The organism is Rhodovulum sulfidophilum DSM 1374, from assembly GCF_001633165.1.
GTDB lineage: Bacteria > Pseudomonadota > Alphaproteobacteria > Rhodobacterales > Rhodobacteraceae > Rhodovulum > Rhodovulum sulfidophilum.
Genome location: NZ_CP015418.1, coordinates 2,439,909 through 2,456,112, shown reverse-complemented (window position 1 = coordinate 2,456,112; position 16,204 = coordinate 2,439,909). Strand labels below are relative to the sequence as shown.

Sequence of the window (16,204 nt, the reverse complement as noted above, 5' to 3'; positions counted from 1 at the left end):
GGCGCGGCGGGTGTCCTCGGGCAGATCCGGCCAACGGACCCGCGGGCAGCTTCGAGCTCGACATGGCCGCGATGGAGTATGACGGCCCGCACGGGATGATCTCGGCCGATCCTGTCGTGGCGGTCGCCGCCACTGCCCGGGCGCAGGCGCTGGTGCTGCAGCTCGCCAGGGCGGGCGACCGGGTGCTGCCGGGCGATTACCTGACCCTCGGCCGCCATCTGCATATCGTCACCGCGGCCGAGGCCCCCACACCGGCCTTCCGGCAGAGCGTCACGCTCTGGCCCCGGCTGCGCCGCCCCGTCGCCCCGGGCGATCCGGTGGCGATGCGCGCGCCCTTCGGCACATGGGCGCTGGCCGGTCCCGAGACCGTGCTCTCCGTCAGCCAGGCGCGGGTCCGGACAAGGACATTGCAAATCATGGAGGCGCTGTGATGGATGCAAGCGGAGATCGGATCCTCGGCCTGCTGGTGCGTTGCCGGTTCGATACCGGCGACCTGGCGATGTTCACCGGGTATGGCGAGGTCGACTGGGAGGGCGTGACCTATCTCGGCGCGGGGCAGATGCTCTCGGTCGGCGAGGCGCAGGCGACCTCGGGCGAAGGCATTCCGGGGCTGTCGATCACGCTTTCCGGGCTCGATCCGGAGGTGGTGGCGCTGGCCGAGCTCGAGGAGTTCCAGCGCCGCCGGGTGACGGTGTTCCTGGCGCTGTTCGACGAGACCGGCCAGATCGAGACGGCCGATGTGCTCTTCGACGGGGTCGCCGACACGATGGAGAGCGATGACGGCCCCGACACCGCCACGACCACGCTGGCGCTCGAGCCCCGCAGCATGGCGCTGGGGCGCGAGTTCCCGTGCTACTACCTGCCCGAGGACCAGAAGAAGCGCTTTCCGGGCGATCAGGGCTTCGACCTGGTCCAGGCGATCCAGAACCGCGAAGATACCTGGGGGCGGTCGTGAGGCGCGCGGGCTGGGAACGGCGCCTGTCGGCCGCGGTGCGGGACTGGGAGGACCGGCCCTTTGCCTGGGGCACGGCCGATTGCCTGGGCTTCTGCCGGGCCGTCGCCCGGAGCATGACCTGGGAAGATCCGATCCCGGGCCTGCCGGATTACGGTTCGGAATACGGGGCCGCCAAGGTGCTGGTGTCCTTGGGCTTCGGCTCCATCGAGGCGCTGGTCGACGCGCATCTGGCGCGGCTGCCGGTCGCGGGCGCGCGGCGCGGCGACTGGGTGATGACCGCCTGCGAGGGCGCGATGCCGGGCGCCATGGGCGTGGTGACGGGGCGCTATGCGCAGCATATGGGCCGGAACGGCCTCGTGCGCCGCCCGGTCCTGACCGCGGAGGCGGCATGGCGTATCGACTGATGCGGGGCATGACCGCAGCGCTGGCGCTGATCCTGCTGGCCAGTCTGGCGCTGGTCCTGCTGGCAACCCCTGCGGCGGCGATGCCGCCGGTGGTGGCGGCCCTTGGCGTTGCGGCGGGCGGCTGGATGGCCGGGCTGACCGCGACCGCCATCATGGGCCAGGCCGCGCTGGCGGCCGTCCTGACCGGCATCCAGATGGCGATGGCGAAGAAGCCCAAGGCCAAGACCCGCGACGAGATCACGCTCAACCGGATCCAGCCGGTCACCACGGGCCGGATCCTCTATGGCGAACGCATGCTCGGGGGCTCGATTGTCGCCCGCGCCACCACCGAGGCCGGGGGCAAGCCGCATCGCCGCTATCACTCGATCATGCCGCTGGCCTGCCACGAGATCGACGGCGCGGTCGAGATCTGGCTGGGCGAGACGCTGGTCTGGACCGAGGCGCAATACCGCCGCGATGAAGCCGCGGGCACGGGCGATCCGTATCACTGGGGCCAGGTCGGAAGCGATTACCAGGGCCGCGTGCGCCTCCGCGTCCACAATGGCACCGAGGATCAGGCGGCCGAGGCCCGCTATGTCGCGGCCGCCCGCGAATGGACCGAGGCGCATCGGCTGCGCGGCGTGGCCTATGTCTATTTCGAGGCCGATTACGACCGCGATCTCTTCCCCAGCGGCGCGCCCCAGATCCGGGTCCGCGCCCGCGGCAAGCGGGTGCTCGATCCGCGCGACGGCCAGGTCAAATACAGCACCAACCCGGCGCTCTGCCTGCGCGATTACATGCTGACGCCGCAGCTCCGCGGCGGGCCGGGCTGGCGCCCCGGGGATCTCGACGAGGACACGATCCTGGCGCTGGCCAACCTGGCCGAGGAACAGGTGCCGCTGGCCTCGGGCAGGGCCGAGGACCGCTATGCCTTCAACGGCGTGCTCGAGACCGAGGCCACCGCGGCCGAGAACCTCAACGACCTGTCTTCCTCCTGGGGCGGCTGGTGGACCTGCGAGCGCGGCCGCCTGACCGTCGGGGGCGCGGCCTGGGAGGAACCCGCCTTCACCGTCACCGAGGACATGCTGGTCGGCGGCATCCAGGTCACCGCCCGCAAGCCCTTCGAGGAGCAGTTCAACACCGTGAAGGCGCAATATGCCGATCCGGAAAACGAGCATGTCGTGACCGACCTGCCGGTGCTGGACAGCGCCACCTATATCGCCGCCGACAATGGCGAGCCGCTGGTGCTCGACATGGGCGAGCTGCCCGGCGAGACCGGCTTTGCCCGCGGCCAGCGGCTGATGAAGCTGGCGCTGCTGAAGGGCCGCCGCCAGAAGCAGGTCACGCTGCCCTGTTCGCTTGCCGCCTGGCCGGTGCGGCTGGGCGACAACATCCGGGTCTCGCTGCCGCGCCGGGGCTGGACGGCCAAGACCTTCGAGGTCACCGGCCGCACCGTCCATATCGGCAAGGACGGGGTCCGCGTTACCCTCAGCTGCATCGAGACCGGTCCCGCGATCTTCGACTGGCGGACCTCGGAGGAGATGCCCAAGCCCGCGGGCGGTGTGCCCACCCTGCCCTCGCCGACCGCCAAACCGGTGGTCTCGGCGCCGACCATGACCGAGGAATTGTACGAGACGCGCGGCGGCGGCGGGGTCAAGACCCGGGTGCGGCTGGCGGCCATGACCGACAATCCCTTCGTCGACACCTGGCAATTCGCCTGGCGCCCGGTCTCGGCCGCCGAGCCCACGCTGCGCGGGCTGACCGACACGCCCGAGGACATGATCGACGATGTCGCGCCCGGCCCCTATGCCTTCGGCGTGCGCGGCCGGAACGCGCGCGGCATCTGGTCGGACTGGGCCTGGGCAGGCGCCGCCGCCGTGCAGGGCGAAAACGCCCCGCCTCGCGCCATCACCGGGCTCTCGGTCCAGGCCTCGGGGGGTGCGGTGGCGATGCTGCGCTGGGACCGGCATCCCTCGCTCGACGTGCGCCAGGGCGGCCGGATCGAGTTCCGCCACGCGACCGCGCAGGCGGGCGCCAGCTGGCAGAGCTCGACCGGCATCGGCAAATCGGTCTCGGGCGGGGTCACCGAGGCGACCCTGCCGCTCAAATCCGGCACCTATCTCGCGCGCCCCTATGATGCGATGGGCACGCCCGGCCCGGTCTCGGGGATCGCGGTCCGCGCCGCCTCGATCATCCCGACCACCACCGTCGCCACCCTGGCCGAGGCCCCGGGCTTTGCCGGAACCGCCACCGGCTGCAGCGCGGCGGGCGGCGTGCTGGCGATGGCGCCGGGCGAGACCCGCGCGCGCTATGCCTTCGCGGGCCGGATCGATCTGGGCGCGGTCCAGCCGGTGCGGCTGATCTCGGATATCGAGCTCCTGATCTCGGAGGCCCGGGACCTGTTCTGGGAGCCCTCCGGCACGGCGATGTGGACGCCGCCCGATGCGCGGCTCTGGCTCGGCTCGACGGATGCCTATGGCGATGTCGATCTGCAGGTCTCGGTTACCGATGACGCCCCCGACGCCGCCCGCTGGGGGCCCTGGCAGAGCTTCGATGCCGCCGACTACTCGGGCCGGGCCTTCCGCTTCCGCGCGGTCCTGGGCGTCGAGAGCCCCGATTACACCATCGGCATCACGGGCCTGACCGTGACCGCCCTCCAGGCCGCATGAGGATGACATGACCCAAGCCACCTATCTGCTCGACACCGGCCATACCAAGGCCCAGGCCTTCGCCATGCTGCAGGGCGTGCTTTCCGCGATCCAGAGCGGCAATGCCGGGGCCACCCCGCCCGCCGAGACGGCGGCCGGCATGCTCTGGGTCGATACCGACGCCCGCGCCCTGAAGATGCGCAATGTCCCGAACAATGGCTGGATCACGCTGGGCTCCTTCGCCTCCGGCAGCTTCGTTCCGGCCGGGGTGAACCAGCTGACCGAGGCCCAGGCGAAGGATGCGTTTTCCGACATCTACGGCGCGGTGACCGGGGCGATCCTGCGCGCCGCGATCCTGGCCCACGCCCCCGACGCTGTGATCCCGGGCTGGCACCCTTTCGACATGGTCCGGCCCGGCGACGGCGCCACCGGCCTGATCTGGAGCTACGACAAGGCAGGCAGCATCCAGAACGTGGAGACGCCCGAGTTCGAGGACGGATACGAATATGCGCTGGTCTTCGAGGCCGTCGCCACCAACAAGACCACCTCCACACTGCAGATCTCGGTGCGGCCCGAGGTCACCGGCACCTGGTCGCCCTTCACGTCCTTCCCCGGGGCGGGCTTCCGCAGGGATGACGTCTGTTCCGGCATGCTGCGGCTGCCCATGCCGCGCCAGCCCCGGCTGGTCCATGGCTGCATCTGGGACGCGCCGCTGAAGGCCGGGATGGAGGATCTTGCCGTCCCGACCGGCGCCCCCGAGGCCTCGGCGCTGAGTGCCGTCCGGGTCCGCTGGGCCGAGGGCGGACGCATCAACGAGGTCTTCCGCACCGGCCGCGTCCGCCTGTTCAGGCGCCGCGAACACCTCACCGGCTGATCTGCCCTCCCATGACGAGGCCCGCCATGACCGTCACCAACACCGCGCGCGCCCATCCGCCGGAGGCCCCATGCAGGAACTGACCACGCAGATCCGGGACTGGTGGGCGGTGATGCTCTCGCTGCTCGGGCTGGCCGTCTGGTCGGTACGGCTCGAGGCCCGGGCGCGGACCAATACCGCCGCGCTCGACCGCGAGACCGCCCGGCTCGCCGAGGAGATCCGCGCCCTCGAGGCCCGCTGGCAGCGGCAGCGCGCCGAAGATCTCGCCGCCCGCCAGCGCGACCGCGAGGAGACCAACGCGCTGCTGCGCGAGCTTCGCGCCGACATCAAGACCGTCCTGCAGCGCGTCCCGCGCTGAGCTATTCCCCCGAAAGGAGCCCCAAATGCACCTCGTGCCCCACTGGCGCGCGCTGATCCGGCGCGCCTGGTCGATCCGTCTCATCCTGATCGCGGGCCTGCTCTCGGGCTGTGAGGCCGGGCTCTCGCTCGCCTCGCCCGATCTGCTGGGCATCCCGCGCGGCCTCTTTGCCGGGCTGTCGGCGCTGGTGACCGCGGCCGCCTTCGCCGCCCGGCTGATCGCCCAGAGGATGGAGTGAACCGATGCGCAGGATCCTGAAACGCGGCGCCGCCGCCACCGCCCTCGCGCTCAGCTTCGTCGGTGGCAATGAGGGCCTGAAGACAGAGGCCTATCTCGACATCGTCGGCATGCCGACCGTCTGCTTCGGCGAGACCCGGGGCGTCGCGCTCGGCGACAGCTACACGCCCGCCGAGTGCCGGGCGATGTTCGCCGGGAGGCTCGCGGAGTTCGAGGCCGGGCTCGACCGGCTGATCGCGGATCCCGTCGAGGACCTGATCCCGGCCCGGAGCTATGTGGGCATTTTGGACTGGGCCTATAATGTCGGGCTCGGCGCGGCTGCGCGCTCGACCCTGATCCGCAAGCTCAATGCGGGCGATCTGCGCGGCGCCTGCGACGAGCTTCCGCGCTGGCGCTTCGCGGGCGGCAAGGGCATTCGCGGCCTCCTGATCCGCCGCAACAAGGCCCGGCAGCTCTGTCATGAGGGGCTCGACGGCGTTCCGGCCGACGTGCCGTTTCGCTGGGACGGCGCATGAGGGCGCTCCTCGCGGCGCTGCTGCTGGCCGGATGCGGCGGGCTGCCCGTGCCGCTCGGGCCAAACGTCGCCGCCAACGTCCAGGCCGGGGCCGAAAACGTCCAGGGCCAGAAGGTCGAAAACGCGCCTTCCATCCTTCGGCCCCGCGCCCGCGAGATCCGCCAGGAGCAATCCGAGAACCGCCTCCGCGCCGACCGCGTCGAGACCGTCATCGTCAATGTCATTCCGCCCTGGATCGTGCTGGTCGCCCTGATCGGATGGATCGCCCCCTCGCCCGGCGAGATCGGGCGGCGGATCGGCGAAGCGGTCAGGGGAAGGCGATCATGAGAAATACAACCATAAGGCGAGTTATCTATAATACAGACAACCTTTGGTTAGGGTATCCGCTATAACAACGGAACTGGCCAGGCAAGGGCCCACTAAACTTATCAAAGAACTGAAACTAAATTAGACCCTCGCAGGCCCAACGCCCGCGGGGGTCGCCCCGTTCTCGCGTGCCCGCTTGGGGGTGCCACCCTTTCCTTCTCTCACGCAACTGAATTCCCCCCGCTTACGGGCGGGGGCAAGGCGGTGTTGTAGCACCGCCTCACCACGCAGCCTGCGTCAACAGATGCTGCGCCGACACCCGAGAGGGAATCTGTCGCCCGGCTCTCGCGAGAGCGGGCGGACCTAGAACAGGTTCCTGACATGAACGAAATGCGAAAAACCGTCCCCGCAACCCCCGTCGCCCCGTGGATGGGCGGCAAGAAGGCCCTCAACCGGCGGATCATCGAGCGGATCGAGGCGATCCCGCACCGCACCTATGTCGAGCCCTTCCTCGGCATGGGCGGGGTCTTCCTGCGCCGAAGCTGGCGCCCGCGTCTGGAGGTGGCGAACGACCTGAACGGCGAGATCACCAATCTCTTCCGCGTGTTGCAGCGCCATTATCCCCAGCTGATGGAGGTGATGCGCTTCCAGATCACCTCGCGCCGCGAGTTCGAGCGGCTCCGCGCCTGCGATCCGGCCACGCTGACCGATCTGGAACGTGCCGCGCGCTTCCTCTATCTGCAGCGGCTGGCCTTCGGCGGGCAGCTCCGCGGGGTTTTCGGCATATCGCCGAACAGTGGGCCTCTGTTCAGCCTGGCCAAGATCGGCCCGCTGCTCGACGCCGCTCATACCCGGCTCGACGGCGTGGTCTTCGAGAACCTGCCCTGGCAGGACGTGCTGGCCCGCTATGATGGCCCGCAGGCGCTGTTCTATCTCGATCCGCCCTATTGGGGTGGCGAGGACGATTACGGCAAGGGGCTCTTCGACCGCGACCAGTTCGCCGAGCTGGCCGAGCGCCTGGGCCGGATCAAGGGCGCCTTCCTGCTGTCGATCAACGACCGGCCCGAAATCCGCGATCTGTTCGGCGCCTTCCTGATCGAGGAGGTGCGGCTGACTTACTCGGTCTCGAAGGGCGGCGCGACCCCCGCGCGGGAGTTGATCATCGCCAATCGCGAGGTCAGGGTGGGGCTCGTATGAGTTCCCCCGGCCCGGTCGGCGTTTAACCGGATCTTGGGGGCGCCCGCGATCCGGTCAACCTGCTGCCCGTCAGCGCGTCGGCGGACCGCTCGAAAGGCGCGCGCGGGGCGCTCGACTGGTTGCCGCCGGATCCGGGGCTCCGTTGCCAGTATGTCCTGCGGTTCCGGCGGATCGCCGCGAGCTACGGCCTGGTGCAGTCCGCAGCCGAGGAGCGGGAACTGGTTGCGCTGACCGGGCGGCTGTGTGGGGCATAAGGGCGGTTTTCGGAAGTTCGCTGCAGCGGGCCGGAACGGCAGCAATGCGCAGCAAGCAGACCAACAGCATGGACTGCCAGCGTCGGTAGCGGCCCATCACACGAAGTAGAAGCTACCTGCCGCTCACTTTCGCAAGCGAGAAGAATCCGCTGCAGTGTCATGTTTCTATGGCATTGATACGAGAATGACCCTCTTGGTTGGCCCAACAGCAAAGCTCGCAGATGAACGCCGGAGACACGAGTTCGCAGAGAACCGCGCCCCACAAGCGGGCTCTGGCGAAAAAAATCCATCTCTGTATGGTGATAGATCACAAGCCGAGCAGGAGGCCCGAGTGTATATTCGATCTGTGAGCCTGAGAAACATCAAAGGGTTTCGGTCTTTAAAATTTGACTTCTCCAGAGGTTCTGATGCCAGTCTAGCTGGCTGGACCGTTCTAACGGGTGACAACGGTTCCGGAAAAAGTGCGCTTCTAAAATCAATTGCCCTTGCACTTTCCGGAGCAGAAGCAGCAAGGTCGCTTCAATTCAGCTATTCAGGCTGGCGAACTCACGGCATCGGTGAAAAAGATATTTCGGAAATTTCTTTGGAGATAGTGCGATCCGAGGCGTCCGACTTTCTGGGAGCGGGCGGACCTCCTGGACGCGGACAATTCCCAGCGACAATTAGGTTTACCGGCACAGGAAGAGAAACTGTACTCGAGTACCATGACTTTCGGGGGAAGCAAAAGCACTTACTGCCCCATCGGACGATTTGGGCACCCTCTGCGCGTGGTTGGTTCTGCTGTGGATACGGCCCATTTAGACGGGTATTTGGCGCATCTCCGGAGGCAATGCGGCAAATGGTTGCCCCGGTAACGGAGAGATTTGTCACGATGTTTCAGGAGGCGGCGTCTCTTGCAGAAGTCGATCAATGGCTAAAAGCACTAAAACATAAGGAACTCGAGAAAAGAACTGAAGAAGCTGCTGTGCTGGAGTTGGTTAGGAGGATATTGAATGATGGATTTCTCCCCAACGGCATGACCATTGATCACGTCGACTCTGAAGGTCTTTGGTTGCGCGATAAGAGCGGCGCAGTCCTATCTTGGGACGAAATGAGTGATGGCTATCGCGCTGCGCTAGCTTTAGTCGCAGACATCCTTCGTCACCTTCTAAATACTTACGGCGCCGCCAGATTTGAATTTGAGGACGAAAATTCGCCATTGCGCATTATGCTGCCTGGCGTAGTGCTTATTGATGAGATTGACGCCCACCTACACCCTGAATGGCAGCGGAAGATTGGGTTTTGGCTCAAAGAGCGGTTCCCGCTCATACAGTTCATTGTCACAAGCCACAGTCCTTTGGTGTGCCAAGCGGCCGACGAAGGTGGGCTGTTTGTACTTCCGGCGCCGGGCGGAGATGGAGAACCCAGAAAACTGACCGTTGAAGAGTATCGAAAAATTATTGCATCCCGCCCTGACACTATCTTGCTTACGCCTGCTTTTGGGCTGAAGAACACTCGATCTGACGTTGCGGTCGACAGTAGATCTAGACTCGCCGCTATTAGATCCAAGAAACGAGCGGGCGCCAAGCTGAGCGATAAAGAACAACTAGAGATCGCCCAGTTGGAATTGTTTGACGTGGCGAATGAGGATCCATAATTGAAACGCTACCACAGGGAGAGCATTGAAGGCCGGGAAAGCGCATACCTAAAAAAAAGAGCAGATGATCTAGGGAGAAAGTTCGCAGCACCAGGCGATAAATCGAATTTGATCGACAAGCATTGGGCTAGCTCTCGGAAAACAAAAACTGTCGGACAAATATTTGAGAAGCTTACAGCTATAACAGGCTAGTTTGAGCGCTGTATGTATTGCATGGATTCGCACGGTTGCGATATCGAACACTTCATCCCGAAGTCAGACTACTACGGCGTGACATATCTTTGGGATAATATGCTGCTGTGCTGTACAGAATGCGGTCGCCTGAAGGGTAGCGATTTACCGGTTGACGAAAGTGGCATCTTGCTAGTCAATCCTATGGAGGAGGATCCTTGGATCTTTCTTGATTTTGATCCTGATCTTGGAATAATCACAGCCGCTTACAGCGTCGCATTGGGTGGCTTCGATCCGAAAGGTGTGGAGACAGTCAAAACTATTAGGCTGGACAAAAGAGAGGCGCTTCAGTCAATCTATAAAAGGGCATATCGGCGCCTTACTAGAGCTATTAGGAACCTACTTGACGCAGAAATCGAAGCTGAGCATGCCGCCACTTTGTTGGAGGGCGAAGATGATTGTGGCCTCGCAGGCTGGTGTTTTTCGGACGCAGCGCAAAACATTTCGCCGATGTCGGATCTTAAGGCTGTCAGACAAGATATATGGGACGCGTGTGTCGCCAAGTTTCACTAGTTAGGCAACATGCTAAGTGATGTTTCTCAGTCGCGCTGATCTTCCTCTTCGGGTTGGGAGCAGACATGGCCCTCGCCAGGTTCGAATATTTGCTCTGGGCCGTTCACGTCGGCCGACGCAAGGGGCGGACTGCAGCCATTCGCTACGGTTGCCACCAAGGTCGGCTAAGCGGGCGAAGCCGACCTTGGATAAAACGCTACCAATGACCGTTGTCAGCCCAACGCGGCCATGTAATATTTCAGGTGACGCAAGATACGAGGTTTATACACCTTCCCAATCGCAATGGCCTTTCGTCTTTCGCCAAGGTAGCTCTATTGGCAGGGACATGACCAACACCACAAAAACCAGGATGCGGCACCTTTGATCACGGACTCTGGCCTCGAGCAAAGCCGCGAACTGGCGGAAAACATGGATCACTGGCTCGATTTTATTGATCGCGGCCTTAACGATCAGGAGGTTCCTCTTTCTCAGCGGCCACTCCAAGCTCTCATGATGCTGTTTCGGGAGGGCGCGATTGAGGTTAATGCGGGTGATGAGCGTATTGATGATCCCAAAAACCTTGGTAAGAGCGTCGAGAAGCTCTGGTTCCGCGTGCTGTTTGATGCCGTAGAGTATTGGTACGTTGAGCGTTACGGAGCGCCCGCGATGAAATCCGGAGGGAATGCCTCGCTCAAAGGCGCTCAGATGATCCGCGAGGTGCCTTTTGCCATCTCCGTCCCTGCGAACAGGAACGTCTTGGAAGAGGAAGGCGAACTTGCCTGGATGTATTTCGAAGATGGTCTCGGCGAAGGTGAAGACGCGACGGCCTGGATTGTCGATGGCCCCGATCTTTCGAAGCTGGAAAGCGAGGCAAGAGAAACGGTTGATGCCGAGGCAAAGCGCACTGCCGAAATCCTTCGTGCCATTGAATTCCGGCGCGTTACCTTCCCTTCAGACGGCGATCATGAAGTTCACAAGCTAATTCAATCGACGCTGACATATCTCTCCCAAGCCGCGCACCGGATGGTGTCAGGTCAAAGACCGGAGATTGGTCCCGCTTGGTTCGACTTGCAGGTGGCGAACGAAGCAGCATTAAAGGCGGTCATTCGTAATGACACTGGTAAGCAGCCGCATATTCACCCACTCGATGATTTACTCCGGCGTGCCCAGCAACACGGGGTGCTCTTTGAAAGCTCCCGGATTTCGGGCTGGCCACGGTTCTCCGACATTAGCTGCTGGCGGTATGGACAGGGCAGCCCGCCGGGTGTCGCAAGGCTCTACTCTGCCTATCAGATGTCTCTTGAACTTGTAAGCGCGTGTATGTCCCAGATCAAGCCGGGGATGGGAAGCGGGTTTGGCGTCCTAATCAGGTATACGCCGTGGGGAACAAAGAACGCTCTTGGCGAATATAGAGAATAAAAGATAAAATGAGACAGCGAACGCATTCCACTCTTGTGTAAATCAAATGCTTTCGAAGCCCAAGCTGGCGTAATTAAATAAACAAATTATTTATTTTGAGCGAGGTATGAATTTGTTGCGAGTTTCGTCTTAATTGCGCGTCACTTAACGACTGTGCAAAGATGAGCATCGCGCTCATAGGTACCATTCATGACGAAAGCAGCATCGGTCAAGCCGGTCTCTTTTCTGCCTTTCGCTGCGCGTCGGTCGAAAGTCCGCTCAGGGCCGTTCTTAGCTTTTCTGGGGCCGTGGCCACTTCGGCAACGTGCTGAGCTCGAGAAGGCCGATAGTGCTACCCATTAGGGTGAAAGTGAAGGCAACCCTTCCCAATTAGGGATAGTCTAGTCGAATAGGAGATTGTTCTATGAATATAGAAAAGCAAGAGATTGTCGTCGGTTCTAAAGTCCGGGTGCGCCCTGGAGGAGCGATGGAACTAGCCCGATACCAAGCACGCCACTTGATCGGCACTGTTGTCGCCGCTCGAGACATCCCTGGCTATGGATATGGCATTAAGATCCAATGGCCAGACGAGGAACCCCCGTGGTCTTTCGAGAATGCCGCCCAATACGAGCTTGCATGATTGTGCCCGTGTGCAGTAGTCCCTCCCCCAACGAAAACACTGAGGCCGGAAAGGGCCGTAAGCGTTGGCTGGATCTCCTCGGCGGCCATCTCTGAGCGCCGCGCTGCCGCAAGGCGGCTTCGAGCCCATCCTTGACGAATGCTGCGTCGTGGACCAACGTCTGCTTGGCTAATAGAGGCATAACGTCTGGCGCAACGCTTTTTGATTGTCAGCTGAGATGGTTAATACCGAGCTGCGTTTCATCAGCCGCATAAGGAAAAACTAGGTGTTGGTATTTCTCACCCATGCGATTGAACAACTTGACCTTGCTGCTGAGCATATTTCAAAGGGTGATCCGAACAACGCACGATTTGGGCTCATGTTGACAGACAATGTTCTGGAGCTTGTGTTACATCAAATGGCAAAGGACGAACAGCGTGAGCGAACTAACTTCTGGAACCGCGAGAAGACCTACGCCGACGAGTCGGACTTGAGAGCCGCACTTGGCAGGCATTTTGATGCCAAAGTCTCATTTTTCAGATCACACAACAAACTGAGTGCCGAAGAAGCAGAAAGTATCACAATCTGCCATAGCTATCGTAACGAGGTCTACCATATCGGCTTGCACCATCAGGACATCCTGCCTGCTCTTGCACGTTTCTACTTCTATTTGGTTTCCGGTGCTCTTGGCCGCTATAAAGCCAATACGATGAGCTATAGCCCTTCTATGGTGTTGCCAGAGCGAGCCCAGAAATACCTAGGATCAAAACCAATAGGTTTTCATGTATTTGACGAGTACCAAAGTGGTTGCCTGACGCTCCAAGAAGGCATCTCATTCGAAGCATGCAATCTGGTTTCGTCACTGGCGGATCATATGACCGAAATCATAGAACAGCAGGACATTGGTGTTGGGATGATCGCCACGGCTGGACCGAGACAGATGACACGTGATGAAGCTATCGTTGAGAGCCAAGCTTGGCGGTTGGCGTTCAAGGAAGAAGGTAAGAAGTTTGCGACGGGAAAATGGTCCGGTGGCAGCGTGCTTGATTTTGTCAACTGGATTGGCGAGAACTACCCCTTCGAAAACAGGCGTGATCCTATTCCATCATGGCAAAAGCGCGAGCAATCTTTGCGCTTGGAAAAGAACCCGCACAAGGCGCTCAAGAAATACAAAGACTTCATGACGCAAACTGAAAATATCCGGGATGTCATCGAAGAAAGCCACTTGCAGGTCGAGATGTACATTGATGAACAGATCGACAGAATGCGCGGCAAGTAATTCGGAGCAGCGACAGCCCAAAACCCGTTTAACATCAGCGGCCAGCTTTGGCGGCAAAAAAATAAAGAGCTGACATCAAGATCGAATTGTCTAAGGTCAGCTTCGTCCCGCTCTCCGGACCTTGGCGACTACAGGGCAGACTGCAACCGCGATGAACGGCCGCTTCCGTGATCCGTTGACGGATCGGGCTTGAGGCGTCGAACGGCGGCTATCGGCAGCAAGCGGGCGCCGAGGCGCTCCGGCGCCCGCTTGCGCCGCCGCAGGTCCGCTCCGAGCCCTTTGCGGACCATAGACCTGCCGTCATAAGGATGGTGCAAATCTCGAAAGGTGTGCCATGAAATACCGAATTTCACTTCTCGTTATGGCGGTGGTGTGTGGCGGCTCCGAGGGTTCCGCAACTGAAATGGCATGGCTCGAGGTGGACACGCTTGAAAGCCGCCTGGCAGGGTCAGACCATACTGAGGTTCCGGTCAGCGAGCTGCTTCCCGAAGGCCGTATTCTCTGCGCCGTGGGGTCGTATGCCTCCGATCTTCCCGAGGGTTACGACACCGCTAAGGAGGATCTCGAGAATGCGGGTCTCCTGCCTGTAGCAGAGGGTAATGGCCTCCTGTTCTCCGTCGATGAAGAGCGCCATCTTCATTCCGCCTATGCTCTGTCCGTCTGGCCAGACCCAGTAATACTTGATGTCGCCGAACCGCTATGCATTCCAGCGGCATTAGCTCAAATTGACCTTCGCAAGGATACAAGGTCTCTGATCATCAAGCTGGAACGCCGCGAGTGACCGGCAGAAAAGTCCCGCTCTCCGGACCTTGGCAGCTCCAGGGCATGCCGCAGCGGGGATGAACGGCCGCTTCTGTGATCCGCGGGCGGCGCGCCCTTGGGGCATCGAACGTCTGCTATCGGCAGCGAGCGGCCGAGCGGGCGGCCCGAGGGGCTCCAGCTCCATGCTGCGCCGCCGCAGGTCCGCTCCGAGTCCATCCGTACACATGCTGCACAGCGAACTTACGGCCGCTTTGTGTGCTGCTGAGTGGTCAGATCTTCATCGAGGAGCCGATTGGCTTTTGCCGCAGCACGCCTGCAGCAATTTCCAGGCCACGTTTCAGCCGTTCTTCATTGGCTTCGTGGCTGACGCAGAGGCGGATGGCTTCGGGCGCATCACTTGCGTTCATGGCGAAGCTGCGACCTTCACTGACGTGAACGCCAAGACGAGCGCATTCAGAACTGAACACGTCGGCGCGCCACCCTTCGGGCAGGGGCAACCAAACGTGGAAGCCATCGGACAGGTTTGGGACTGCTTCGATTCCCAAGATGCTTTGAACAAGGTTCTGGCGGTGCTTCGCGATGCGCTGTTGCTGCGCGGTCAGCTCACCTGCGGTACCATCCTCGATCAATCGACGTGCAACTTCGAGAGTCAGGGGCGGCGTCATCCAGACGCTTAGATTGACCGACTGATGTAGGGCGGATGCCAGCTTCGTGGGAGCCTTCAAAAAACCCACACGCAATCCGGGTGCAACTGCTTTTGACAGGCTTGCCACGTAGATGGTCGTCTCTGGTGCAATCTGTGCCAACGGCGCAGGTTTGTTGGATTTCAGCGGTCCGAACACGTCATCCTCAATCAGGATAACGCCGTTTTGCGCGGCGATTTCTGCAATGCGCGCTCGTCTTTCTTTGGACAAAGTGACCGTCGTCGGGGCCTGCAGGGTCGGTGTCAGGTAGAAGGCCTTGGGGTTTGCCTCTCGGCACCACGCCTCAAACGCCTCCGGAACAACGCCGTCATCGTCCATTGCAACAGCTCCGGTTTGCAGGTCGAGACGCGCCGCCATTGTAAGGATCGGCGTGTAGGTCAGTGCTTCGGCCAGCAACAGATCACCTGGCTGCAAGAGCGCCATGAGCACACTCATGATACCATGCTGCCCTCCAACCACCGGGACGATGCACTCAAGTTCTGAGGAAACGCCGCAATGCGCGAGCCATGTCTGACCGGCTGCAAGGTGATGCACGAGGTCGGCGTCTGTCTGGTAGTCCAGAAGCGACGGAAGGCTGGTTTCGTTTGCGATTTCTGACAGAACGCGGCGAACGTGCTGTTCTGACAATCCCGGCATCGGCAAATTGCGAGACAAATCAATTGGGCCGCTTTCTCGCCTACGCAGGGTTTCCGGTTCTGCCTGCCCTGAAGCGGCATCAGTCGAGCGCACGAAGGTTCCCCGCCCGACCTCACCCTTCAATAGCGCCCGCTTCACCGCCTCGGCATAGGCGCGACTGGTTGTGTTCGGAGAAACATCAAGCTGATAGGCCAACTCACGATGGGGCGGCAGACGTGTCCCTGCGGGCAAGCAACCCGTTGCAATATCCTCTGCCATTGCCTCGACAATCCGTAGGTACTTGGGGCCATCGCGGTTTGACAGATCGGGAATCCAAATTGCCATCAGATCAATCTTTTTATTGCACTGACATATATGTGAGTGCAATTTCTTGGAGCGTCAACTCAATTTTGGACTTCTGATATGGCTCTTTTTGCTCCGTCGGTCGGGAAGGGCATCGCCCTGTCTCTCGTCAGCCTCACTTTGCTTGGCGTCATGCCGATCATTTCAAACTTGCGGCCTTCGGATATTGGAGCACTTAGCTTTGCCGCATAGCGGCGGCACATCGCGCCGGTGACCGAAGACACGGGCAGATCGCGCCAGAATTCATCCAGCGCCTCGATGGCGTAGCCGATACGTTCGGGCGCGGCGACGAAGGCCGCGTGCTCTTCGGCGTAGATGGAGACCCGCGCGGCCCATGCCCATGAGCGCTGGCGCCGGGAAACCGGCAAGGCGTGAGCGC

General features: G+C 61.8%; 17 protein-coding genes. 15 read left to right on the top strand and 2 right to left on the bottom strand.

What is annotated here, in order from left to right:
• Positions 1–62: 62 nt before the first annotated feature.
• The 15 genes from A6W98_RS11595 to A6W98_RS21100 all read left to right on the top strand — a co-directional run bounded on the left by A6W98_RS11595 (position 63) and on the right by A6W98_RS21100 (position 14,162).
• Positions 63–431: a hypothetical protein gene (locus tag A6W98_RS11595; protein ID WP_042461647.1), complete on the top strand. Its 369-nt coding sequence runs from the start codon at positions 63–65 to the stop codon at positions 429–431.
• Positions 431–955 carry a hypothetical protein gene (locus A6W98_RS11590; RefSeq protein ID WP_042461645.1) on the top strand — a complete coding sequence of 175 codons (525 nt, stop codon included), beginning with the start codon at positions 431–433 and terminating at the stop codon, positions 953–955. The genes A6W98_RS11595 and A6W98_RS11590 overlap by 1 nt, the downstream gene beginning before the upstream one ends.
• Positions 952–1,359: a DUF6950 family protein gene (locus A6W98_RS11585; RefSeq protein ID WP_052678015.1), complete on the top strand. Its 408-nt coding sequence runs from the start codon at positions 952–954 to the stop codon at positions 1,357–1,359. The genes A6W98_RS11590 and A6W98_RS11585 overlap by 4 nt, the downstream gene beginning before the upstream one ends.
• Positions 1,344–4,007 (top strand): phage tail protein, encoded by a 2,664-nt coding sequence (locus tag A6W98_RS11580; RefSeq protein WP_155734789.1) that lies wholly within the window; start codon positions 1,344–1,346, stop codon positions 4,005–4,007. The genes A6W98_RS11585 and A6W98_RS11580 overlap by 16 nt, the downstream gene beginning before the upstream one ends.
• A 7-nt stretch (positions 4,008–4,014) precedes the next feature.
• A complete protein-coding gene (locus A6W98_RS11575) occupies positions 4,015–4,860 on the top strand; it encodes a hypothetical protein (protein WP_042464304.1) in 846 nt (281 codons plus the stop codon).
• Positions 4,861–4,930: 70 nt separating this feature from the next.
• Entirely contained in the window at positions 4,931–5,218 is a 288-nt protein-coding gene (locus A6W98_RS11570; RefSeq protein WP_042461673.1) for a hypothetical protein, read from the top strand.
• Between the two features lie 25 nt (positions 5,219–5,243).
• Positions 5,244–5,456: a DUF7940 domain-containing protein gene (locus tag A6W98_RS11565; RefSeq protein WP_042464306.1), complete on the top strand. Its 213-nt coding sequence runs from the start codon at positions 5,244–5,246 to the stop codon at positions 5,454–5,456.
• Positions 5,457–5,460: 4 nt separating this feature from the next.
• Positions 5,461–5,970, top strand: coding sequence for a lysozyme (locus A6W98_RS11560; protein ID WP_042464308.1), 510 nt, complete (start codon positions 5,461–5,463; stop codon positions 5,968–5,970).
• The gene (locus A6W98_RS11555) at positions 5,967–6,296 is read left to right on the top strand and encodes a bacteriophage spanin2 family protein (RefSeq protein WP_042464309.1); all 330 of its coding nucleotides are present in this window, start codon (positions 5,967–5,969) and stop codon (positions 6,294–6,296) included. The genes A6W98_RS11560 and A6W98_RS11555 overlap by 4 nt, the downstream gene beginning before the upstream one ends.
• A 369-nt stretch (positions 6,297–6,665) precedes the next feature.
• Positions 6,666–7,472: a DNA adenine methylase gene (locus A6W98_RS11550; RefSeq protein WP_063490981.1), complete on the top strand. Its 807-nt coding sequence runs from the start codon at positions 6,666–6,668 to the stop codon at positions 7,470–7,472.
• Between the two features lie 438 nt (positions 7,473–7,910).
• Positions 7,911–9,362, top strand: coding sequence for an AAA family ATPase (locus A6W98_RS20380; RefSeq protein WP_196760178.1), 1,452 nt, complete (start codon positions 7,911–7,913; stop codon positions 9,360–9,362).
• Between the two features lie 213 nt (positions 9,363–9,575).
• Positions 9,576–10,106 (top strand): HNH endonuclease family protein, encoded by a 531-nt coding sequence (locus A6W98_RS21110; RefSeq protein WP_155734788.1) that lies wholly within the window; start codon positions 9,576–9,578, stop codon positions 10,104–10,106.
• Between the two features lie 360 nt (positions 10,107–10,466).
• Complete coding sequence (locus A6W98_RS11545; RefSeq protein ID WP_042461639.1) at positions 10,467–11,504, top strand: hypothetical protein; 1,038 nt, start codon at positions 10,467–10,469, stop codon at positions 11,502–11,504.
• An 887-nt stretch (positions 11,505–12,391) separates the two neighbouring features.
• Complete coding sequence (locus tag A6W98_RS21105) at positions 12,392–13,381, top strand: hypothetical protein (protein ID WP_155734787.1); 990 nt, start codon at positions 12,392–12,394, stop codon at positions 13,379–13,381.
• A 334-nt stretch (positions 13,382–13,715) separates the two neighbouring features.
• A complete protein-coding gene (locus A6W98_RS21100) occupies positions 13,716–14,162 on the top strand; it encodes a hypothetical protein (protein ID WP_155734786.1) in 447 nt (148 codons plus the stop codon).
• Positions 14,163–14,412: 250 nt separating this feature from the next.
• Here A6W98_RS21100 and A6W98_RS11530 read toward each other — a convergent pair whose 3' ends face one another.
• Positions 14,413–15,807 carry an aminotransferase-like domain-containing protein gene (locus A6W98_RS11530; protein ID WP_042461633.1) on the bottom strand — a complete coding sequence of 465 codons (1,395 nt, stop codon included), beginning with the start codon at positions 15,805–15,807 and terminating at the stop codon, positions 14,413–14,415.
• A 59-nt stretch (positions 15,808–15,866) separates the two neighbouring features.
• Positions 15,867–16,193 (bottom strand): hypothetical protein, encoded by a 327-nt coding sequence (locus tag A6W98_RS21975; protein WP_231098268.1) that lies wholly within the window; start codon positions 16,191–16,193, stop codon positions 15,867–15,869.
• Between the last annotated feature and the right edge of the window lie 11 nt (positions 16,194–16,204).

Excerpts from the sequence above, each read along its gene's own strand:
- A6W98_RS11595 (WP_042461647.1), top strand. The coding sequence starts at position 63 with ATGGCCGCGATGGAGTATGACGGCCCGCACGGGATGATCTCGGCCGAT.
- A6W98_RS11590 (WP_042461645.1), top strand. The coding sequence starts at position 431 with ATGGATGCAAGCGGAGATCGGATCCTCGGCCTGCTGGTGCGTTGCCGG.
- A6W98_RS11580 (WP_155734789.1), top strand. The coding sequence starts at position 1,344 with ATGGCGTATCGACTGATGCGGGGCATGACCGCAGCGCTGGCGCTGATC.
- A6W98_RS11575 (WP_042464304.1), top strand. The coding sequence starts at position 4,015 with ATGACCCAAGCCACCTATCTGCTCGACACCGGCCATACCAAGGCCCAG.
- A6W98_RS11570 (WP_042461673.1), top strand. The coding sequence starts at position 4,931 with ATGCAGGAACTGACCACGCAGATCCGGGACTGGTGGGCGGTGATGCTC.
- A6W98_RS11565 (WP_042464306.1), top strand. The coding sequence starts at position 5,244 with ATGCACCTCGTGCCCCACTGGCGCGCGCTGATCCGGCGCGCCTGGTCG.
- A6W98_RS11560 (WP_042464308.1), top strand. The coding sequence starts at position 5,461 with ATGCGCAGGATCCTGAAACGCGGCGCCGCCGCCACCGCCCTCGCGCTC.
- A6W98_RS11555 (WP_042464309.1), top strand. The coding sequence starts at position 5,967 with ATGAGGGCGCTCCTCGCGGCGCTGCTGCTGGCCGGATGCGGCGGGCTG.
- A6W98_RS11550 (WP_063490981.1), top strand. The coding sequence starts at position 6,666 with ATGCGAAAAACCGTCCCCGCAACCCCCGTCGCCCCGTGGATGGGCGGC.
- A6W98_RS20380 (WP_196760178.1), top strand. The coding sequence starts at position 7,911 with ATGACCCTCTTGGTTGGCCCAACAGCAAAGCTCGCAGATGAACGCCGG.
- A6W98_RS21110 (WP_155734788.1), top strand. The coding sequence starts at position 9,576 with ATGGATTCGCACGGTTGCGATATCGAACACTTCATCCCGAAGTCAGAC.
- A6W98_RS21100 (WP_155734786.1), top strand. The coding sequence starts at position 13,716 with ATGAAATACCGAATTTCACTTCTCGTTATGGCGGTGGTGTGTGGCGGC.
- A6W98_RS11530 (WP_042461633.1), bottom strand. The coding sequence starts at position 15,807 with ATGGCAATTTGGATTCCCGATCTGTCAAACCGCGATGGCCCCAAGTAC.